The following is a 16,899-nucleotide window of genomic DNA, read 5'->3' as shown; positions in this document are numbered from 1 at the left end:
GCCCGGCGCGAACCGACCCGGTGGAGGACCGCGATGTCGAACGCCGTACGAGCCCGTGTCCGGGCGGTGCCCGGACTCCCGCCCGCCTCGCCGCCCGTCCGCTCCCCTTCCCTCCTCGACGCCGAGGCCGTCGCCGTGCTGCGCCGTGCCGCCGCCGTCCTCATGGACGACCTCCCCGAACTCACCGACCGGCTGCTCGCCGTCCTCCAGGAGCGGGAACCGGCCTACCGGGCGGCGATCGAGGCGGACGCCTCCGGGCTGTGGCAGGAGGCGCACCGCTCCCTGCGCCACAACGTCGGCTCCTTCCTGCACCCCAGGGAGTCCCGGGACGCGGCCCGGCGCTGCTCCTGGCGGATCGGCGCCGAACGCGCGGAGGCCGGACTGCCGCTCGACGCGCTGCTGCACGCCTTCCGGCTCGGGGGCGCCCTGGTGTGGCGCGGACTCGTCGACGAGACGGCACGCCGCGACCCCGACGACGTACGCCTGCTCGTGCACGTGGCGGCCGACGTGTGGAACTTCGTCGACGAGCACTGCACCCTCGTCGCCGACGCCTACCGGCAGGTGGAGCGGCAGCTCGCCTGGCGGCGCGAGAACCGGCTGCGGCTGATGACCACCGCCCTCCTCGACGGCACCGCCCGCATCGCCGACCTGCCGGACGTGGCCGCCGCCCTGGAACTGCCCGAGCACGGCAGGTACGCCGTCGTGAGCGTCGCCGCCGCCCACCCGGCCGCCCACGTCGGGACCCGGCTGCTGTCCCTGCCGCCCGGGATGCGCGTGCTCTGGCAGACCGGAGCGGACGCCGAACACGGCATCGTCCACCTCGCCGACGCCGAGCCCGCCGACCTCGTCGCGTGCGTGACCGTCCCGGCCGGGGCCCGCGTGGGCATCAGCCGCGCGGTCGACGGCCTCGCCGCCGTCGGCGACGCCCGCCGCCTCTCCGAGACCGCGCTGCGCGCCTGCCCCGAGACCGGCGGCACCGTCCTGCTCGACGAGCACCTGCCGGCGGCCCTGCTGGTGTCCGCGCCCGCCCTGGGCACGGCCCTCGTCGACCGCGTCCTCGGCCGGCTGCTCAGCCTCGACCCGGCCGACCGCGACCTGCTGCTCGACACCGTCAGCGTCTGGCTCGACAGCGACGGCTCCGCCCAGCGCGCCGCGACCCGGCTGTACTGCCACCGCAACACCGTCCTCAACCGCCTGCGCCGCTTCGAACAGCTCACCGGCCGCAGCCTCACCCGACCCGCCGACGTCGTCGACACCTCCCTCGCGCTGACCGCCCGGCGCCTGCTGGGAAGCTGAGCGGCCGGCCGCCGGTGTGAACGGGTACGGCCGGACGGCGGGCGGGCACGGCGGCACGGGCGGCCCCACGGACGGGACGGACCCGGCCGCGAGGGCCGGCACTCGGGCGGACGGGACGCCGCCCACTGGGCAGGGGCACAACCCCGGGCCGCCGACGCTGGGAGCCCGTCCCGAGGCGCGGCACGGCGCTGTACCCGGCCCGGCACCCGTGCTCTCGTAGGGCCACTTCCCCCGTTCGTCCGCCTCCGCGGAACCGAGGAGTCGTGATGCCCTCACTGTCATCGGACGGCACCCGGCAGGACCTGCCCCTGCCGGACCCGCCGCCCCCGGCCGGCCCGCCCCCGGACGGGCCGCCCCACCTGCGCGTGCGCGACCTCGACGTGGCCTACGGCCGCGCCCTGACGGCGCTGCGGGGTGTCCGCCTCGACGTGCCGGCGGGCGGCGCCGTCGCCCTGCTCGGCGCCAACGGCGCGGGCAAGAGCACCCTGCTGCGCTCCGTCTCCGGCACCCTGCGGCTGCACCGCGGCGCGATCACCGCGGGCAGCGTCCACTACGGCCCGCTGCGCCTGAACGGACAGGACCCGGTGGCCGCCGTACGCGCCGGCGTGGTCCAGGTGCCCGAAGGCCGCCGGGTGTTCGCCGGACTCACCGTCGACGAGAACCTGCGGGCCGGCGGCCTGGGCCTCGGCCGCCGCGCACCGGCCGTCGTCCGCTCCGCCCGCGAACGCGTCTTCGGCCTGTTCCCCCGGCTCGCGGAACGCCGCACCCAGCGCGCCGGACTGCTGTCGGGAGGCGAACAGCAGATGCTCGCCATCGGGCGCGCCCTGATGGCCGAGCCCCGGCTGCTGCTCCTCGACGAACCGTCCCTCGGCCTCGCCCCACTGATGGTCGAGCGGATCGCCGAGGTGATCCGGGAGATCAACGCGCAGGGCACCTCGATCCTGCTGGTGGAGCAGAACGCGGCGATGGCGCTGGCGCTGGCCGGCCACGCGTACGTCCTCGACGTCGGCGAGGTCCGCCTCGCCGGACCGGCCGCCGAACTCCGCCGCACCGACGCCGTCCGCCGCCTCTACCTGGGCGAGGACACCGAGCCCGGCCCCGGGGCGGGCGCACCGGCCCGCGACACCCCCGGGGCGGGCGCACCGGCCCGCGACACCCCCGAGGCGGGCGCACCGGCCCGCGACACCTCCGCGCGGGGTGACGCATGAGCCAGCCGCCCCCGCCGCTGCGCGTCGACGACGTGACCGTCCGGTTCGCCGGGCTCACCGCGCTCGACTCCGTCGGCTTCACCGTGACACCCGGCAGCGTGCACGCGCTGATCGGACCGAACGGCGCCGGCAAGTCGACCTGCTTCAACGTCCTGTCCGGACTGTGCCGGCCCGCGAACGGCCGGGTGCTCCTCGGCGACCGGGACCTCACCCGGATGCCCCCGCACCGGATCGCGCTGCTCGGTGTCGCCCGCACCTTCCAGAACATCGTCACCACCGCCGGCACCGTCGGCGACAACCTGATGCTCGGGCGGCACGCCCTGTCCCGCGCCGGGTACACCGCGACCGCGCTGCGCCTGCCGGGCGCGGTGCGCGAACAGCGCGGCCACCGCGCCCGCGCCCGGGAGATCGCCGAACTCACCGGCCTCGGCGCGCTGTTCGACACCCCCGTGGCCCTGCTCTCCTACGGCGACCGCAAACGCGTCGAGCTCGCCCGCGCCCTCTGCCTCGAACCCCGCGTCCTGCTCCTCGACGAGCCGGTCGCCGGCATGAACTCCGGCGAACGCGCCCGCACCGTCGAGGTCGTCCGCACGGTCCGCGAGGAACTCGGCCTGTCCGTCGTCCTCGTGGAGCACGACATGGGCCTCGTCATGCGCCTCGCCGACGAGGTCACCGTCCTCGACTTCGGACGCCGCATCGCCGCGGGCACCCCGGACGAGGTCCGCCGGGACCCCGAGGTCCGCCGCGCCTACCTCGGCACCCCGGCCACCTCCGACACCCCTTCCCCGGCACACCAGGAGCACATCGCATGAGCACCGCCCTGGACACCGTCCTGAACGGGCTCGCCCTCGGCTCGGTCTACGCCCTGGTCGCCCTCGGCTTCGTCATCATCTTCAAGGCCAGTGCCGTGATGAACTTCGCGCACGGCTCCCTGCTGCTGCTCGGTGGCTACCTGACCGCCGTCTGGCACGACACGCTCGGCTTCGCCGGGGCCCTCGCCCTGGCCGTCCTCGCCACCGCCGCGGCGGCCGGCCTCATCGACCGGCTGCTGCTGCGCCGCCTCGACCCGAACGCCGCGCACGTCCTGACCATCGTCACCATCGGCGTCGACATCCTGCTGACGACGGACCTCACCCGCCGCATCGGCGGTGACCTGCTGACCCTGGGCGACCCCTGGGGCTCCGGCGTCACGAAGCTCGGCCCGGTCACCGTCGCCGACAGCCGGATCGCCTCGATCCTGGTGTCCCTGGCCGTCATCGGCGCCGTCTTCGCCGCCTTCCGGTTCACCCCGTGGGGCCTGTCCCTGCGCGCCGCCGCCGAGGACCAGGAGGCCGCCGCGCTGATGGGCATCAGGCTCGCCCGGATCCGCACCCTCGCCTGGTGCCTGGCCGGTGCCCTCGCCGCGCTCGCGGCCGTCTTCCTCGCCGCGTTCCCCGCGCCCGGCCTGGAGCGTACGACCGGACAGATCGCCCTGAAGGCCTTCCCCGCCGCGATCCTCGGCGGCATGGCCTCACCGCCCGGCGCGCTCGCCGGAAGCCTGCTCATCGGCGTCACCGAGGCGCTCGCCGCCGGCTACCAGTCCGAACTCTCCGCGCTCGGCGACGGGTTCGGTGACGTCGTGCCGTACGCGGTCATGGTGCTGGTGCTCCTCGTCCGGCCGGCCGGTCTCTTCGGAACGAAGGAGGCGGCCCGTGTCTAGACGCGCCACGGCCGGCGCCTGCGCCGTACTCGTCCTGTGCGCCCTGCCGTTCTACCTGGGGGCGTTCTGGCTCCAGGTCGGACTGTTCTCGATGGCCGCCGCCCTCGGCGCCATCGGCCTCGGCCTCCTCACCGGCACCGCGGGCCAGCTCTCCCTCGGCCACGCCTTCTTCCTCGCCGTCGGCGCCTACGGATACGTATGGCTCGCCGGGGAACCGGGACCCGGCCTGCCGCCCGCCCTCGCCCTGGTCCTCGCGGTCTGCCTCAGCGGCGCCGTGGGCGGACTCTTCAGCCCCGTCGCCGGGCGGGTGCGCGGCGTCTACCTCGGCGTCGCCACGCTCGCCCTGGTCTTCCTCGGCCATCACGTGATGCTCAACGCCGACTCCGTCACCGGCGGCTTCAACGGCCGGTCCGTACCCCCGATGTCCCTGGGCGGCTTCACCTTCACCGCCACCGAACCCCACCTCACCGTGCTGGGCGTGCCGTTCGGCGCCGAGGAACGCCTCTGGTACCTGGCCCTCGCCCTGCTCGGCGCCGGCTGGTTCGCCGCCCGCAACCTGCTCACCGGCCGCCCCGGCCTCGCCCTGACCGCGCTGCGCGACAGCGAGACCGCCGCCTGCGTGATGGGCGTCCCGGTGGCCCGGCAGCGCTCGGCGGCCTTCGTGGTCTCCTCCATGTACGCGGGCCTCGCCGGAGTCCTGCTCGCACTCGTCTTCCGCAGGATCGTGCCCGACTACTTCGGCCTCGCCCTGTCCATCGACTACCTCGCCATGATCGTCATCGGCGGCCTCGGCTCGGTGGCGGGCGCCGCCGCGGGCGCCGTGTTCGTCACCGCGCTGCCCCTTCTCATGGCCCGCTACGCCGAACAGCTCCCGCTGGTCGCCGCGCCCGGCGCCCCCGGCCACGGAGTCGGCCCCACCGAGGCGTCCCGCTACCTGTACGGCGCCGCCATCGTCCTCGTCCTCCTGTTCGCCCCCGACGGACTGAGCGGCCTCACCCGGCGCGCCGCCGCCCGGCTCCGCCGCGCACGCGCCGCCCCGCCGGCCGCCACCGCCGCGTCCGGCCCCCCGCCCACCGACCCTCCCACCGACGATCCGGCCGCCTCCACCCCGGCCGCGCCCGCGACAGATCCACGACACAAGGAGCGCACCTCGTGAACAGCACGGGACGCACAGCACTCGCCGCCACGCTCGCCGCCCTGCTGCTGGCCGCGGCCGGATGCAGCACCAAGGCCGACGACTCCGGCAAGGACACCGGCTCGGACGGCGTCAGGACCGGACCCGGAGTCACCGCCGGGAAGATCCGGCTGGGCGCGCTCACCGACCTGACCGGCCCCTACGCCACCCTGGGCAAGAGCATCGTGCAGGCCCAGCAGATGTGGGCCGACGAGACCAACAAGAAGGGCGGGATCTGCGGACGCAAGGTCGAGATCGTCGTCAAGGACCACGGCTACGACGTCCAGAAGGCCGTCGCCTCCTACACCGAGATCTCCCCGGACGTCCTCGCACTGCCCCAGGTCATCGGCTCGCCCGTGGTCTCCGCCCTGCTCGACGACGTGGACCGCGACCACATGCTGACCTTCCCGCAGGCCTGGGCCGCCGACCTGCTCGGCCAGGACTCCGTCCAGGTCCTCGGCACCACCTACGACCTCGACATGGTCCGCGCCGTCGACTTCCTCACCCGCGCCCAGGGCATCAGGAAGGGCGACCGGATCGGCCACGTGTACTTCGAGGGCGACTACGGGGCCAACGCCCTCGAAGGGTCCACCTGGGCCGCGAAGAAGGCGGGCCTGACCGTCGTCGGCCAGAAGATCAAGGCCACCGACACCGACCTGTCCGCCCAGGTCACCGCACTGCGCAAGGCCGGCGTCAAGGCCGTCCTGATCAGCGCGGGACCCAGCCAGACCGCCTCCCTGGCCGGAGTCGCCGCCTCCCGCGGCCTGAAGGTCCCCATCGTCACCAGCGCCCCCGGCTACGCCCCGCAGCTCCTCAAGACCCCGGCGGCGCCCGCGCTCACCGGGATGCTGCACATCGTCAGCGCCGCCCCGCCCGTCAGCTCCGACCTGCCCGCCGTACGGAAGATGGTCGCCTCGTACCAGAAGAAGTACCCCGGCGAGCTCGTCGACGCGGGCACCCTCTCGGGCTACAACGCGGCCGAGCTGATGGGCCGTGACCTCAAGGCGGCCTGCGCGGCCAAGGACCTCACCCGCGAGGGGCTCGTCAAGGCGCACCGCTCACAGAAGCAGGTGGACAACGGCCTCGGCACCCCGGAGGACTTCTCCGACGCCGCACGCCCCGCGGGCCTCGCCGTCTACGTCACCAAGCCGGACAAGAAGGCGACCGGCGGCTCCGTCCTCGTCGAGGACGCCCGCGTCCTGCCCGCCGTGAAGGAGTACCTGGCCGCCCGCGAGAAGTAGGCACGGGCCACCGCGGGACCGCCTCCCGGTCCCGCGGGCCCGGAAGCCTCAGATCCCCAGCTGCTTCGTCTCGTGCAGCCGTGCGATCGCGTCCTTGTCGCCGTCCAGCGCGACATCGGCCACGTCCTGCCGCCCGTACACGAACAGCAGCAGCTCCGAGGGCTCGCCGGTCACCGTCACGACCGGCGTGCCCTTGCGGGCGACCACCGTCCTGCCGTCCGGCCGCCGCAGCACGAGACCGGTGGGGGCGCTGCGCCCGGCGAGCCGCGCCGTGCGCTCCAGCCGGGACCACAGGGCGTCCTGGAACACCGGATCGAGCACCCGCGGCGTCCAGCCGGGCCGGGCACGCCGCACGTCCTCCGTGTGGATGTAGAACTCCACCGTGTTCGCGGCCTCGTCGATCTGCTTCAGCGAGAACGGCGAGAAACGCGGCGGACCCGTACGGATGAGCTGGATCAGCTCCTCGTACGGCTTCGCGGCGAACTCCGTCATCACCCGCTCCAGACGGGACGCGAGCTGCTTGACCAGTATCCCGCCGGCGGCGTCCGCGCGGCGCTCGCGCACCACCACGTGCGCGGCGAGATCGCGGGTGCTCCAGCCGTCGCACAGGGTGGGTGCGTCCGGTCCCTCGGCCTCCAACAGATCGGCGAGGAGAAGTCGTTCACGCTTGGCATGGGTCGACATGCGGGCCAGCCTACGACCGTCCCCGCCACCACGCCCACCCGGCCGCCGCACCCGTGGTCCCGCCCCGCCCGCCCCTCTCAGCCCGTGGACGCCGCCCGGACCGCACCCGCCCGCGCGGCACAATGGTGGCCATGACCAGCACGCCCGCCCGTCGCCCGGCCACCGCCCCGCACGCGGACGCCACGCGCCACGGCTCCCCGCCCAGCAGCCTCGACCCCGCGATCGCGGCGCGCCTCAGGCGCGGCGCCGACGGACTCGTCCCCGCCGTCGCCCAGCAGTACGACACCGGTGAGGTGCTGATGCTGGGCTGGATGGACGACGAGGCGCTGCACCGCACGCTGACCACCGGCCGCTGCACCTACTGGTCGCGCAGCCGCCAGGAGTACTGGGTCAAGGGCGACACCTCCGGCCACGTCCAGCTCGTCAAGTCGGTGGCCCTCGACTGCGACGCCGACACCGTCCTCGTACGGGTGGACCAGGTGGGCGCCGCCTGCCACACAGGCGACCGCACCTGCTTCGACGCGGACGTCCTGTTCCAGGGCTCCGACGCCGACGCACCCCGCTCCGGTCAGTAGGGTCGGCCGCCATGGACCTCGAGACGTTCCGCAAGCTGGCCGCCGACCGCAGGGTCGTCCCGGTCGGCCGCAAACTCCTCGCGGACGGCGACACGCCGGTCGCGCTCTACCGCAAGCTCGCCGCCGAACGCCCCGGCACCTTCCTCCTGGAATCCGCCGAGAACGGCCGCACCTGGTCCCGTTACTCCTTCGTCGGCGTCCGCAGCCGGGCCACCCTCACCGAACGCGACGGCCAGGCCCACTGGCTCGGCACCCCGCCGGTCGGCGTCCCCACGAGCGGCGACCCGCTGGCCGCCCTGCGCGCCACCATCGAGGCCCTGCACACCCCCCACGGCGAGGACCTGCCCCCCTTCACCGGCGGCATGGTCGGCTACCTCGGCTACGACATCGTGCGCCGCCTGGAGAGGATCGGCCCCGGCGACCGCGACGACCTGCGGCTGCCCGAGCTGACCATGCTGCTCACCAGCGACCTCGCCGTCATGGACCACCGGGACGGCTCCGTCCAGCTGATCGCCAACGCCATCAACCACAACGACCTCGACACGGGCGTCGACGAGGCGTACGCCGAAGCCGTCGCCCGCCTCGACGCCATGGAGGCCGACCTCTCCCGCCCCGTCTCCCAGCCCCCGGCGGCCCTGCCGCCCTCGGAACTGCCCGAGTACACCGCGCTGTGGGGCGGCCCCGACTACCAGGACGCCGTCGAGGACATCAAGGAGCGCATCCGGGCCGGCGAAGCCTTCCAGGTCGTCCCGTCCCAGCGGTTCGAGACGCCGTGCACGGCGAGCGCCCTGGACGTCTACCGGGTGCTGCGGGCCACCAACCCGTCCCCGTACATGTACCTCTTCCGGTTCGACGGCTTCGACGTCGTCGGCTCGTCCCCCGAGGCCCTGGTCAGGGTCGAGGACGGGCAGGCCATGCTGCACCCGATCGCGGGCACCCGGCCGCGCGGCGCCACCCCCCAGGACGACCAGGCCCTCGCCGAGGAACTCCTCGCCGACCCCAAGGAACGCGCCGAGCACCTGATGCTCGTCGACCTCGGCCGCAACGACCTGGGCCGGGTCTGCGAACCCGGCTCCGTCGAGGTCGTCGACTTCATGTCCGTCGAGCGGTACTCGCACGTCATGCACATCGTGTCCACGGTGACCGGCCGGGTCACCGGCGGACGCACCGCCTTCGACGTGCTGACCGCCTGCTTCCCCGCCGGCACCCTCTCCGGGGCGCCCAAGCCGCGCGCCATGCAGATCATCGACGAGCTGGAGCCCTCGCGGCGCGGACTGTACGGCGGCTGTGTCGGCTACCTCGACTTCGCGGGCGACTCCGACACGGCCATCGCCATCCGCACCGCCCTGCTGCGGGACGGCACGGCCTACGTCCAGGCCGGTGCCGGCGTCGTCGCCGACTCGGACCCCGTCGCCGAGGACACCGAGTGCCGCAACAAGGCCGCCGCGGTCCTGCGCGCCGTCCACACCGCCAACCGGCTCGGAGATCTCGGGAACTAGGACGCGTCTCACTCCGCCCCGGGTGCCTGTTCGCCCGGGGTTCAGGCGATAGTGGAGTACGTGACTGCTGTTCCGCACCCCCGATCCCAGGCGCTCGGACCCGCCCGCTCGCGCGACGTGGGCCGCCGCAGCCTCGGCGTCGCCCTGCTGTCCGGCGCGCTCGGCGCGGCCGTGGCCCTGCTCGCCTCCCGCCAGGGCTGGTCCTCCGGCACCGTCGCGGTGCCCGGCGGCGACTTCCCGCTGAGCGCCACGGGCAGCGAGGTCACGGGCGTGCCCGCGGCCCTCGCCATAGTCGGACTCGCCGCGCTGGTGGCCGTCTTCGCCGTCCGCCGCGCCGGACGCCTGCTCGTCTCCGCGCTCCTCGCGGTCTCCGGCGCCGGCACGGCCGCCGCGGCCCTGCTCGGCGTCGGCGACACCGCCGCGCTCGACGAGAAGGCCGCCAAGACCTCCGGCAACACCTCCGCGACCGTCGAGGCGCTCAGCCACACCGCCTGGCCCTACGTGGCGGCGGCGGGCGGCGCGCTCATCCTGCTCGCCGGGCTGCTCGCACTGCGCTACGGCCGGCTGTGGCCCGCGATGTCCGGCCGCTACGAGCGGGACGGGCGCCCCCGTCCCCGCAAGGCCCCGGTCGTCGACCCCGACCGCCCCGAGGACCTGTGGAAGGCCCTGGACCGCGGCGAGGACCCGACGGGCCCCGATCCCGCCTGAGCGCGACCCCGCCGGCCCGGTCGGACACCACCGGCCCGAGCCGGCGCGCGAGGAACGACCCCCGTGCTCCTCACGGACGCGCGAGGAACGACCCCGCGCTCATCGCGGACGCGCGAGTACGGGACAATGACCCACGAGTGTCCGACTCACACACGTACACAGCAACGAGGAGCAAGTCATGGCGGGCAGCAGCCACGGTCACACCCCGGCCGCCTGGACCGGTGTCATCATCGCCTTCATCGGTTTCTGCGTGGCGGGTGCCTTCATGGTGTTGGCCAACCCGCTGGGCTTCTGGGCCGGCCTGATCGTCGTCGCCCTCGGAGGTGTCGTCGGCGCCGCCATGAAGGCGGCCGGCATGGGCCAGTCGAAGTCCGACCATCCGGTCCACGAGGCCGCCGGCTCCCAGAGCTGATCCTCCCCGTAACCCGCACGTCCGCGAGGCGGCCCCGGAGCGCGAGAGCCCCGGGACCGCCTCTCGCGCGTACGGGCGGGCGCGGGAGCCGGGGGAAGGGCAGAATGCGGGGCGTGGACGCAGAGCAGCAGACGATGCCGTGGGCGCCCGGCAGCCGGCCGGGGGCCATGGCGCGGCGCCTGGCCGCCCCCGGGGCGGTCCTCACCGCCGTCGCCTGCGCCTTCGCCTACGTCGGGGCCGTCGACCCGAACCAGCCGGGCCACTACCCCGCCTGCCCGCTGCTGCGCCTCACCGGCCTGTACTGCCCCGGCTGCGGAGGTCTGCGCAGCGCGCACGCCGTCGCGCACGGGGACCTGGTGGCCGCGCTCGGGGACAACGCCGTCGCCGTCGCCGGGTACGCGCTGTTCGCCGTGCTGTGGTCCGTCTGGGTGGTCCGGGCCGTGCGCGGGCGCCCGCTGCGGATCGATCCGCGGCCCGTGCACCTCTGGACGGGAGGCACCCTGCTGCTGCTCTTCACCCTTGTCCGGAACCTGCCTTTCGGCGGCCCGCTCCATCCCTGACCCATCCCGGATCCGTCCTCGATCCGTCCTTGACCGGGGGACGAATGTCCAGGTAGTGGAATCGGCGTCAACCGGATGTGAGGCCTACGCCTTCCTCCGGATACCATCGCAGTGACCATCGGAATCGCCTCATGCGGGCATTCCGGTCGGATTGCTCGACCTGCTTCAACTCTCAACCGTCTGGAAGGGGGCCGCTCGCGTGAGTGTGCTCGACGAGATCATCGACGGAGTCCGTGCCGACCTCGCGGAGCGGCAGGCGCGCGTCAGCCTCGACGAGCTCAAGGAGCGCGCGGCGAAGGCGCCCGCGGCCCGGGACGGGGCGGCCGCGCTGCGCGGCGAGGGCGTGAAGGTCATCTGCGAGGTCAAGCGCTCCAGCCCCTCCAAGGGCGCGCTGGCCGCGATCGCCGACCCGGCGGGGCTCGCCGCCGACTACGAGGCGGGCGGCGCCGCCGTCATCTCCGTCCTCACCGAGGAGCGCCGCTTCGGCGGTTCGCTGGCCGACCTGGAGTCGGTCCGCGCCCGCGTCGACATCCCGGTCCTGCGCAAGGACTTCATCGTCACGTCGTACCAGCTGTGGGAGGCCCGGGCGTACGGCGCCGACCTCGCGCTGCTGATCGTGGCCGCCCTCGACCAGGCCGCCCTGGAGTCCCTCATCGAGCGCGCCGAGTCCATCGGGCTCACCCCGCTCGTCGAGGTGCACGACGAGGACGAGGCCGAGCGCGCGGTGGACGCCGGCGCGAAGGTGATCGGGATCAACGCGCGCAACCTGAAGACGCTCAAGGTCGACCGTTCGACCTTCGAGAGGGTCGCCCCCGGGGTCCCGCACGGCCTGGTCAAGGTCGCGGAGTCCGGGGTCCGCGGCCCGCACGACCTCATCGCCTACGCGAACGCCGGGGCCGACGCGGTCCTGGTCGGCGAGTCCCTCGTCACCGGCCGCGACCCCAAGACGGCCGTCTCCGACCTGGTCGCCGCCGGCGAGCACCCCGCGCTGCGGCACGGCCGGAGCTGACCCGCCGTGCGCCCCGCCGCCCACGCCGTGACCCGTCCGGGCTCCCGCCCCGACGGGCCGCCGGTGTGCGCGGACGCGCGGCGCACGGATCCGTCCCCGGTGCCCGAGGGCGCGTACGACCCGGCTAGGGGCGGCCTCCCGACGGTCCGGCGGCAGGTCCGCCGGGCGCGGCTGCGACCGGCCGCCGTCGCCGAGCACGCGAGCAGCGGCCCGTACGCCCGTCTCGCCCGGGGCTGCCGTCCGCGCGGCTGCCGGGCGCCCGCGCGGCGCGTCCACGGCCGCCGCGTCCGTTACGTCATCGGCGACGAGCCCGGCCAGGTCAACGGCATGCGATGGCCCGAGCGCGTACGCGCCACCGGACCCTCCCTCGGCTGACCGGCTGACCGGCTGACCGGCTGACCGGCTGACCGGCTGACCGGCTTGACCGGCTGACCGGTCCGCCTTGGGCGGGCCCCGGCGGCGTGCGCGTCCGCGTACCGAGACCGTTGTCCGACTTCGACCGGGGCCGACGCCCCTGCGAGGTAACCGCATGCCCAGTCAGTTCTTCCTTCCCGACCCCGAGGGCCGGGTCCCCAGCGCCGAGGGGTACTTCGGCGCGTTCGGCGGCAAGTTCATCCCGGAGGCGCTGGTCGCCGCCGTGGACGAGGTCGCCGTCGAGTACGACAAGGCGAAGGCCGACCCCGGGTTCGCCCGGGAGCTGGACGACCTGCTCGTCCACTACACCGGCCGGCCCAGTTCCCTCACCGAGGTGCCGCGCTTCGCCGAGCACGCGGGCGGCGCCCGGGTGTTCCTCAAGCGCGAGGACCTCAACCACACCGGCTCGCACAAGATCAACAATGTGCTCGGCCAGGCCCTGCTCACCAAGCGCATGGGCAAGACCCGCGTGATCGCCGAGACCGGCGCCGGCCAGCACGGCGTCGCCACCGCCACCGCCTGCGCGCTGTTCGGCCTCGACTGCACCATCTACATGGGCGAGATCGACACCCGGCGCCAGGCGCTGAACGTGGCCCGGATGCGTATGCTCGGCGCCGAGGTCATCGCCGTGAAGTCCGGCAGCCGCACCCTGAAGGACGCCATCAACGAGGCGTTCCGCGACTGGGTCGCCAACGTCGACCGCACGCACTACCTGTTCGGCACCGTCGCGGGACCGCACCCCTTCCCGGCGATGGTCCGCGACTTCCACCGCGTCATCGGCGTCGAGGCCCGCCGCCAGCTCCTGGAGCAGGCCGGACGCCTGCCCGACGCCGCGATCGCCTGCGTCGGCGGCGGGTCCAACGCCATCGGCCTCTTCCACGCCTTCATCCCCGACGCGGACGTCCGCCTGATCGGCTGCGAGCCCGCCGGGCACGGTGTCGAGACCGGTGAGCACGCGGCCACGCTGACCGCGGGCGAGCCCGGCATCCTGCACGGCTCGCGCTCGTACGTGCTCCAGGACGACGAGGGGCAGATCACCGAGCCCTACTCCATCTCCGCCGGACTCGACTACCCCGGCATCGGCCCCGAGCACGCCTACCTCAAGGACAGCGGCCGCGGCGAGTACCGGGCCGTCACCGACGACGCGGCCATGCAGGCCCTGCGCCTGCTGTCCCGCGCCGAGGGCATCATCCCGGCCATCGAGAGCGCGCACGCGCTGGCCGGGGCCCTGGAGGTGGGCAGGGAGCTGGGCAAGGACGGGCTGATCGTCGTCAACCTGTCCGGGCGCGGCGACAAGGACATGGACACGGCCGCCCGCTACTTCGGCCTGTACGACACCGACGGCTCCGTCGAGGCCGACACCGACACCGACACCGCCGAGATCGAGGGGGACGCCAAGTGAGCGGCAACATCCGGCTGTTGAGCGACACCCTCGCCGGGGCCCGTCAGGAGGGGCGGTCCGCGCTCATCGCGTACCTCCCCGCCGGCTTCCCGACCGTGGACGGCGGCATCGCCGCGATCAAGGCCGTCTTCGACGGCGGCGCGGACGTCGTGGAGGTCGGGCTGCCGCACAGCGACCCCGTCCTCGACGGCCCCGTCATCCAGACCGCCGACGACATCGCCCTGCGCGGCGGCGTCCGGATCGCCGACGTCATGCGCACGGTCCGGGAGGCGCACGAGGCGACCGGCAAGCCGGTGCTCGTGATGACGTACTGGAACCCGATCGACCGCTACGGCGTCGAGCGGTTCACCGCGGAGCTGGCGGACGCGGGCGGCGCGGGCTGCATCCTGCCCGACCTCCCGGTCCAGGAGTCGGCGCTGTGGCGCGAGCACGCCGCCAAGCACGGCCTCGCGACCGTGTTCGTCGTCGCGCCGAGCAGCAAGGACGCCCGGCTCGCCGAGATCACCGAGGCGGGCTCCGGCTTCGTCTACGCGGCCTCACTGATGGGCGTCACCGGCACCCGTGCGTCGGTGGGGGAGCAGGCGCAGGACCTGGTCCGGCGGACGAAGGCGACGACCGAGCTGCCCGTCTGCGTCGGCCTCGGCGTCTCGGACGCCGCCCAGGCCGCCGAGGTCGCGGGCTTCGCCGACGGCGTGATCGTCGGGTCCGCCTTCGTCAAGCGGATGCTGGACGCCCCGGACGAGGCCGCGGGTCTGGAGGCGGTCCGCGCCCTCGCGGGCGACCTCGCGAAGGGCGTGCGCCGCACGGCCTGACGGACCGGCCGGCCGGACACCCGACGGGAGCGGGTACGCGCGCGGAGCAACCGCGGGCGTACCCGCTCACTCGTACGAGTGGACCTGGGGCCCGGGAGACGCGCTGGGCCTGTCCGGTTCGTTCTGCCGGATGTGAGCGAGAAGAACCGTGAGGGAAAGCGCACCGCCCGCGAGCGGCTGGCGGTCGAGCGAGAGAAGCACAGAGCCGCGGAGAAGCGCCGCCGGGCGCTGATCGTGGGCGCGTCCGTGGTCTGCGTCCTGGGGCTGGCCGCGGTGATCGGCGTCCTCGCCGCGAACTCGGGCGGCGACAAGGAGGCCGCCAAGAGCGACACGTCGGGCCCGGTGGTGTCCCCCTCGGGGGCGCAGGGCAAGGACGGCCTCGCCATCCCCGTCGGCAAGGACGACGCGAAGTCGGCCCTCACGGTGTGGGAGGACTTCCGCTGCCCGGCCTGCCAGTCCTTCGAGACCCGGTACAGCCCGACGATCCACCAGCTGACGAAGTCCGGACAGCTCAGGGTCGAGTACCACCTGGCGACCCTCATCGACGGGAACATGGGCGGCAGCGGCTCCCGCCACGCGGCCAACGCGGCGGCCTGCGCCCAGGACGCCGGGAAGTTCGCCGCGTACCACGACGTCCTCTACAAGAACCAGCCCCACGAGACCGACGACGCCTTCTCCGACGACGGCAGGCTGATCGAGCTGGCCGGCCGGGTGAAGGGACTGGACACACCCGCCTTCCGCTCCTGCGTCAAGGACGGCAGGCACAACAGCTGGACCGTCAAGTCGAACGAGGCCTTCCAGAAGGGCGGCTTCTCCGGCACCCCGACCGTGCTGTTCGGCGGCAAGAACATCTACGCGGACCAGTCGATGACCCCCGCGAAGCTGAAGAAGATGGTCCAGCAGGCGAACGAGGACTGAGCCGCTGCCGGACACCCGCCCCCGGGGCCCCGAGCGGCCCCGGGGGCGGCGCACGTTATGGACCCGTTGCCGGGCTGGTTGCCGTGGGACGCGTGCGGCGCGGTAGCGTCATGTCTGCCATGGAACTTGCCTACATTCCCAGCCCGTCACGCGGAGTGCTGCACCTCGGCCCCATTCCGCTGCGCGGCTACGCGTTCTGCATCATCATCGGCGTCTTCGTAGCCGTCTGGCTCGGCAACAAGCGGTGGGTCGCCCGCGGCGGCCGCGCCGGCACGGTGGCGGACATCGCCATCTGGGCCGTGCCGTTCGGTCTCGTCGGCGGCCGGCTCTACCACGTGATCACGGACTACGAGCTGTACTTCAGCGCGGGCCGTGACTGGGTGGACGCCTTCAAGATCTGGGAGGGCGGGCTCGGCATCTGGGGCGCGATCGCGCTGGGCGCGGTGGGTGCCTGGATCGGCTGCCGCCGCCGTGGCATCCCGCTGCCCGCGTACGCCGACGCCGTCGCGCCCGGCATCGCCCTCGCCCAGGCCTGCGGCCGCTGGGGCAACTGGTTCAACCAGGAGCTCTACGGCAAGGAGACCGACCTCCCCTGGGCGCTGCACATCACGTCCGCGACCGACGGCCGGGTCCCGGGGTACTACCACCCGACGTTCCTGTACGAGTCCCTGTGGTGCGTCGGCGTCGCCCTGCTCGTCATCTGGGCCGACCGGCGCTTCAAGCTGGGACGCGGACGGGCCTTCGCCCTGTACGTCGCGGCGTACTGCGTGGGCCGCGCCTGGATCGAGTACATGCGCGTCGACGACGCCCACCACTTCCTGGGCATCCGGCTGAACGACTGGACGGCCCTCGGGGTCTTCGTCCTCGCCGTGGTCTACATGGTGGTCTCCTCCAGGCTGCGTCCGGGCCGCGAGGAGATCGTCGAGCCCGGCGCCCAGGACGACGCGGCCGGCGAGGACGCCCCGTCCGACGGTGACACTGACGCCGTCGACCTCGGCAAGGGCAAGCCCGCGTCCGGGAAGGACGAAGCCGGCAAGACGGAAAAGGCGGAGAAGGCCGACAAGGCCGACAAGACCGGCACGGCTGAAAAGAGCGGTAGGAGCGGCAAGACCGCCGAGGCCGACGAACCGGCGGTCGCCGCAGCCGAGGCCGACGAAGCCGCTGAGGCCGACGAGGTGAAGACGGCGGAGAAGGCCGGAAAGGCCGAGTCGGCCAAGAAGGGCTGACGGACCGCGCCGGGAGGCCGCCGCGAGCCGCCCGCCCGCACACACGCCCGACGGGGCGCCGG

At 74.0% G+C, this 16,899-nt stretch carries 18 protein-coding genes; 17 read left to right on the top strand and 1 reads right to left on the bottom strand.

What is annotated here, in order from left to right; translation table 11 throughout:
- Window positions 1–33: 33 nt before the first annotated feature.
- The 6 genes from ACFY93_RS19230 to ACFY93_RS19205 all read left to right on the top strand — a co-directional run bounded on the left by ACFY93_RS19230 (window position 34) and on the right by ACFY93_RS19205 (window position 6,618).
- Window positions 34–1,296, top strand: coding sequence for a helix-turn-helix domain-containing protein (locus ACFY93_RS19230; protein WP_391360229.1), 1,263 nt, complete (start codon window positions 34–36; stop codon window positions 1,294–1,296).
- Window positions 1,297–1,562: 266 nt separating this feature from the next.
- Window positions 1,563–2,504 (top strand): ATP-binding cassette domain-containing protein, encoded by a 942-nt coding sequence (locus tag ACFY93_RS19225; RefSeq protein ID WP_391360227.1) that lies wholly within the window; start codon window positions 1,563–1,565, stop codon window positions 2,502–2,504.
- On the top strand, window positions 2,501–3,316 hold the full coding sequence (locus ACFY93_RS19220; protein ID WP_391360224.1) for an ATP-binding cassette domain-containing protein: 816 nt from the start codon (window positions 2,501–2,503) through the stop codon (window positions 3,314–3,316). The genes ACFY93_RS19225 and ACFY93_RS19220 overlap by 4 nt, the downstream gene beginning before the upstream one ends.
- A complete protein-coding gene (locus ACFY93_RS19215) occupies window positions 3,313–4,203 on the top strand; it encodes a branched-chain amino acid ABC transporter permease (RefSeq protein WP_391360222.1) in 891 nt (296 codons plus the stop codon). The genes ACFY93_RS19220 and ACFY93_RS19215 overlap by 4 nt, the downstream gene beginning before the upstream one ends.
- A complete protein-coding gene (locus tag ACFY93_RS19210; RefSeq protein ID WP_391360219.1) occupies window positions 4,196–5,359 on the top strand; it encodes a branched-chain amino acid ABC transporter permease in 1,164 nt (387 codons plus the stop codon). The genes ACFY93_RS19215 and ACFY93_RS19210 overlap by 8 nt, the downstream gene beginning before the upstream one ends.
- Window positions 5,356–6,618, top strand: a complete 1,263-nt coding sequence (locus ACFY93_RS19205) for an ABC transporter substrate-binding protein (RefSeq protein WP_391360216.1) — start codon at window positions 5,356–5,358, stop codon at window positions 6,616–6,618. The genes ACFY93_RS19210 and ACFY93_RS19205 overlap by 4 nt, the downstream gene beginning before the upstream one ends.
- 48 nt (window positions 6,619–6,666) lie before the next feature.
- On the opposite strand, the gene ACFY93_RS19200 is transcribed toward ACFY93_RS19205, so the two are convergent.
- On the bottom strand, window positions 6,667–7,302 hold the full coding sequence (locus ACFY93_RS19200) for a TIGR03085 family metal-binding protein (protein WP_391360214.1): 636 nt from the start codon (window positions 7,300–7,302) through the stop codon (window positions 6,667–6,669).
- A gap of 131 nt (window positions 7,303–7,433) precedes the next feature.
- On the opposite strand from ACFY93_RS19200, the gene hisI reads away from it, so the two are divergent.
- From hisI to lgt, 11 genes are all read left to right on the top strand, one after another.
- Window positions 7,434–7,877, top strand: coding sequence for a phosphoribosyl-AMP cyclohydrolase (gene hisI, locus ACFY93_RS19195; RefSeq protein ID WP_391360211.1), 444 nt, complete (start codon window positions 7,434–7,436; stop codon window positions 7,875–7,877).
- An 11-nt stretch (window positions 7,878–7,888) separates the two neighbouring features.
- Window positions 7,889–9,376 (top strand): anthranilate synthase component I, encoded by a 1,488-nt coding sequence (locus ACFY93_RS19190; RefSeq protein ID WP_391360208.1) that lies wholly within the window; start codon window positions 7,889–7,891, stop codon window positions 9,374–9,376.
- A 51-nt stretch (window positions 9,377–9,427) separates the two neighbouring features.
- On the top strand, window positions 9,428–10,084 hold the full coding sequence (locus ACFY93_RS19185; protein WP_391360206.1) for a TIGR02234 family membrane protein: 657 nt from the start codon (window positions 9,428–9,430) through the stop codon (window positions 10,082–10,084).
- A 178-nt stretch (window positions 10,085–10,262) separates the two neighbouring features.
- Window positions 10,263–10,496 carry an HGxxPAAW family protein gene (locus tag ACFY93_RS19180; RefSeq protein ID WP_391360203.1) on the top strand — a complete coding sequence of 78 codons (234 nt, stop codon included), beginning with the start codon at window positions 10,263–10,265 and terminating at the stop codon, window positions 10,494–10,496.
- Window positions 10,497–10,600: 104 nt separating this feature from the next.
- On the top strand, window positions 10,601–11,056 hold the full coding sequence (locus ACFY93_RS19175; RefSeq protein ID WP_391360201.1) for a DUF2752 domain-containing protein: 456 nt from the start codon (window positions 10,601–10,603) through the stop codon (window positions 11,054–11,056).
- 199 nt (window positions 11,057–11,255) lie between these two features.
- Window positions 11,256–12,065 carry an indole-3-glycerol phosphate synthase TrpC gene (gene trpC / locus ACFY93_RS19170; RefSeq protein ID WP_391360198.1) on the top strand — a complete coding sequence of 270 codons (810 nt, stop codon included), beginning with the start codon at window positions 11,256–11,258 and terminating at the stop codon, window positions 12,063–12,065.
- Between the two features lie 6 nt (window positions 12,066–12,071).
- The gene (gene trpM, locus ACFY93_RS19165; RefSeq protein WP_391360196.1) at window positions 12,072–12,440 is read left to right on the top strand and encodes a tryptophan biosynthesis modulator TrpM; all 369 of its coding nucleotides are present in this window, start codon (window positions 12,072–12,074) and stop codon (window positions 12,438–12,440) included.
- Between the two features lie 154 nt (window positions 12,441–12,594).
- Window positions 12,595–13,881: a tryptophan synthase subunit beta gene (gene trpB / locus ACFY93_RS19160; RefSeq protein ID WP_391360193.1), complete on the top strand. Its 1,287-nt coding sequence runs from the start codon at window positions 12,595–12,597 to the stop codon at window positions 13,879–13,881.
- Window positions 13,878–14,693 carry a tryptophan synthase subunit alpha gene (trpA, locus tag ACFY93_RS19155; RefSeq protein WP_391360190.1) on the top strand — a complete coding sequence of 272 codons (816 nt, stop codon included), beginning with the start codon at window positions 13,878–13,880 and terminating at the stop codon, window positions 14,691–14,693. Before trpB ends, trpA begins: the two co-directional genes overlap by 4 nt.
- A gap of 132 nt (window positions 14,694–14,825) precedes the next feature.
- Entirely contained in the window at window positions 14,826–15,611 is a 786-nt protein-coding gene (locus ACFY93_RS19150) for a thioredoxin domain-containing protein (protein WP_391360187.1), read from the top strand.
- A 119-nt stretch (window positions 15,612–15,730) separates the two neighbouring features.
- Window positions 15,731–16,837 (top strand): prolipoprotein diacylglyceryl transferase, encoded by a 1,107-nt coding sequence (lgt, locus tag ACFY93_RS19145; RefSeq protein WP_391360186.1) that lies wholly within the window; start codon window positions 15,731–15,733, stop codon window positions 16,835–16,837.
- Window positions 16,838–16,899 lie beyond the last annotated feature (62 nt).

The sequence above is a fragment of the Streptomyces sp. NPDC008313 genome, assembly GCF_042956125.1.
In the GTDB taxonomy this organism is placed as follows: Bacteria; Actinomycetota; Actinomycetes; order Streptomycetales; family Streptomycetaceae; genus Streptomyces.
This window is presented reverse-complemented; position numbering and strand designations above follow the sequence as displayed.